This is a genomic window from Bradyrhizobium hipponense (assembly GCF_008123965.1).
Taxonomy (GTDB): domain Bacteria; phylum Pseudomonadota; class Alphaproteobacteria; order Rhizobiales; family Xanthobacteraceae; genus Bradyrhizobium; species Bradyrhizobium hipponense.
In genome coordinates, this window is record NZ_VSTH01000067.1 from 1 (window position 1) to 3,219 (window position 3,219).

Below are 3,219 nucleotides of genomic sequence, written 5' to 3' on the forward strand. Positions count from 1 at the left end.
CCCTCCCCCGCAAGGGGGGAGGGAGCGCAGGCGAGCGAGTTGAAACGTCTCGTCTCTACCGGCCGCAGCCTGCAGCGCAGCGGCGGCCTGCACACGCTCTACATCTCGCCGCTGAAGGCGCTCGCCGTCGACATCGCGCGCAATCTGGAACGGCCGGTCGCCGAGATGGGGCTGCCGATCAAGATCGAGACCCGCACCGGCGACACGCCGGTGTCGCGGCGGCAGCGGCAGCGGCGCTATCCGCCGGACATTCTGCTGACGACGCCGGAGCAGCTTGCGCTGCTGCTGTCGTCCGACGACGCGCCGTTCCTGTTCTCCTCGCTCAAGCGCATCGTGCTCGACGAGCTGCACGCGCTGGTGACGTCCAAGCGCGGCGATCTGCTCTCGCTTGGCCTCGCACGGTTGTGGCGGCTGGCGCCGCAAATGCGCGCGATCGGCCTGTCGGCGACGGTGGCCGAGCCGGAATCGCTGGCGCGCTTCCTGGTGCCGCAACCCAAGGAAAAGCCGGAGGCCGCCGACATTGTCATCGCCGGCGGCGCAGCGCCGCCGCTGGTCGAGATGCTCGACACGCGCGAGCGGCTGCCCTGGGCCGGGCACAGCGCGCGCCATGCGCTTCCCGAGATCTACGAGCTGATCAAGGCGAACAAGACCACGCTGGTCTTCGTCAACACCCGCAGCCAGGCCGAGATGCTGTTCCAGCAGCTCTGGCGCATGAACGACGACAACCTTGCGATCGCGCTGCATCACGGCTCGCTCGATGTCGCGCAGCGCCGCAAGGTCGAGGACGCCATGTCCGCAGGAAAACTGCGCGGCGTGATCTGTACTTCTTCGCTCGATCTCGGCGTCGATTGGGGCGACGTCGATCTGGTCGTCAATATCGGTGCGCCCAAGGGCGCTTCGCGGCTGATGCAGCGAATCGGCCGCGCCAATCACCGCCTCGACGAGGCCTCGCGCGCGGTGCTGGTGCCGGCGAATCGTTTCGAGGTGCTGGAGTGCCGCGTCGCAATCGACGCCATCGCAGAGAATGCGCAGGACACGCCGCCGCTGCGCCTAGGGGCGCTCGACGTGCTGGCCCAGCACGTGCTCGGCTGCGCCTGCGGCGAGCCGTTTCTCTCGGGCGAGCTCTATGACGAGGTCCGCACCGCCGCGCCCTACGCCGATCTCACGCGGCAGGATTTCGACGACGTCGTCGATTTCGTCGCCACCGGCGGCTACGCGCTGAAGACCTATGAGCGCTTTGCCCGCATCAAGCAGGACAAGCAAGGCCGCTGGCGCGTCGCCAATCCAAAGGTGCGGCAGAGCTACCGCATGAATGTCGGCACCATCGTCGCGGACGACATGCTGAAGGTGCGGCTGGTGCGCTCGCGCGGCGGCGGTGCGGGCTCGACGGGGGTGATCGCGCGCGGCGGCAGGCTGCTCGGCGAGATCGAGGAGGCCTTCATCGAGGGCCTCACGCCCGCCGACACCTTCGTGTTCAGCGGCGAGGTGGTGCGCTACGAGGCGCTGGTGGAGGACCAGGTCTATGTCTCGCGTGCCAACGACAAGGATCCGAAAGTGCCGTCCTATATGGGCGGCAAGTTTCCGCTCTCGACCTATCTCGCCGAAGGCGTGCGCCGCCTGCTCGATGACGGGCGCGCCTGGGGGGCCTTGCCCGAGCAGGTGCGCGACTGGCTGTCGCTGCAGAAAGATGTCTCGCGCGTGCCCGCGGTGCGCGAGCTGCTGGTCGAGAGTTTTCCGCGCGCGAACAAGCATTATCTGGTCTGCTATCCCTTCGAAGGGCGCCTCGCGCATCAGACGCTCGGCATGCTGCTGACGCGCCGGCTGGAGCGTGCCCGCGCCCGGCCGCTCGGCTTCGTCGCCAACGAATATGCGGTCGCAGTCTGGGCGCTCGGCGACATGTCGTTCATGATCCGCAACGGCAGGATCGATCTCGACGCGCTGTTCGATCCAGACATGCTCGGCGACGATCTCGAAGCCTGGCTCGCCGAGTCGGCGCTGATGAAGCGCACGTTCCGCAACTGCGCGATCATTTCCGGCCTGATCGCGCGCCGTCATACCGGCGAGGAGAAAAGCCGCCGCCAGGTGCTGTTCTCGACCGATCTCGTCTACGATGTCCTACGCAAGCACCAGGCCGATCATGTGCTGCTGCGCGCCGCACGCGCCGACGCCGCCACTGGCCTGCTCGATCTGCGCCGCCTCAGCGACATGCTGACCCGTATCCAGGGCCGCATCACCCATCGGGAACTCGACCACGTCTCTCCGCTCGCCGTCCCCGTGATGCTGGAAATCGGCCGCGAGTCAGTTTATGGCGAAGCTGGTGACGAATTGTTGGCCGAAGCTGCCGATGAGCTCGTCAAAGAGGCGATGTCGTAGAGAATTTGCCAGTGAGGCGCGCTGACCCATCCACATCGTCATGCCCGGGCTTGACCCGGGCATCCACGTCTTTCTTGTTGTGCCAAGAACGTGGATGGCCGGGACAAGCCCGGCCATGACGGAGCAAGTGGCCTTTTCAGTGACGACGACGCGCAGCGTCGATGTCGCAGGTATTTCACTTCACGCCGATCTCTCCGGCGCCTTGTTCTGGGAAGAGCAGCGCCTGCTCGTCGTCTCCGACCTGCATCTGGAAAAAGGTTCCAGCTTCGCCACGCGTGGCGTGCTGCTGCCGCCTTACGATACGATCGCGACGCTCGGTCGGCTCGCTGCTGTCATCTCCCGCCATGATCCGCGCATCGTCATCGCGCTTGGCGACAGCTTTCACGATCGCACCGCGCATGGACGGCTGTCGGCGGATGATCGCGATGCCGTCAGCGCGCTGCAGTCCGGCCGCGACTGGATCTGGATCTCCGGCAATCATGATCCGGCGCTGCCGCGCGATCTCGGCGGCATCGTCGCCGGCGAAGTCGCGATCGGCCCGGTCACCTTCCGCCACGAGCCGACCGGCGCGCACGGCGAAATCGCCGGCCATCTGCATCCCAAGGCGCGCGTCTCGACGCGCGGCCGCTCGATGGAGCGCCGCTGCTTCGCCTGCGACGGGATGCGCGCCGTGATGCCCGCCTTCGGCGCCTATGCCGGTGGCCTCAGCATCCGCGACGCGGCGTTCGCAAAGATCTTTCCGAACAACGGCTTCGTCGCGCACCTCCTCGGCGACCGCCGCGTGCACGCGATCGCCTCGTCGCGATGCTATTGAGACGGGCACTTCGTAGGGTGGGTTAGTACTAC

2 protein-coding genes are annotated in these 3,219 nt (G+C 66.9%); both read left to right on the top strand.

Annotation, left to right across the window (positions count from 1 at the left end):
• Window positions 1-39: 39 nt before the first annotated feature.
• On the top strand, window positions 40-2,373 hold the full coding sequence (locus FXV83_RS21065; RefSeq protein ID WP_430648940.1) for a ligase-associated DNA damage response DEXH box helicase: 2,334 nt from the start codon (window positions 40-42) through the stop codon (window positions 2,371-2,373).
• A 115-nt stretch (window positions 2,374-2,488) separates the two neighbouring features.
• Entirely contained in the window at window positions 2,489-3,187 is a 699-nt protein-coding gene (gene pdeM, locus FXV83_RS21070) for a ligase-associated DNA damage response endonuclease PdeM (RefSeq protein WP_148741321.1), read from the top strand.
• Window positions 3,188-3,219 lie beyond the last annotated feature (32 nt).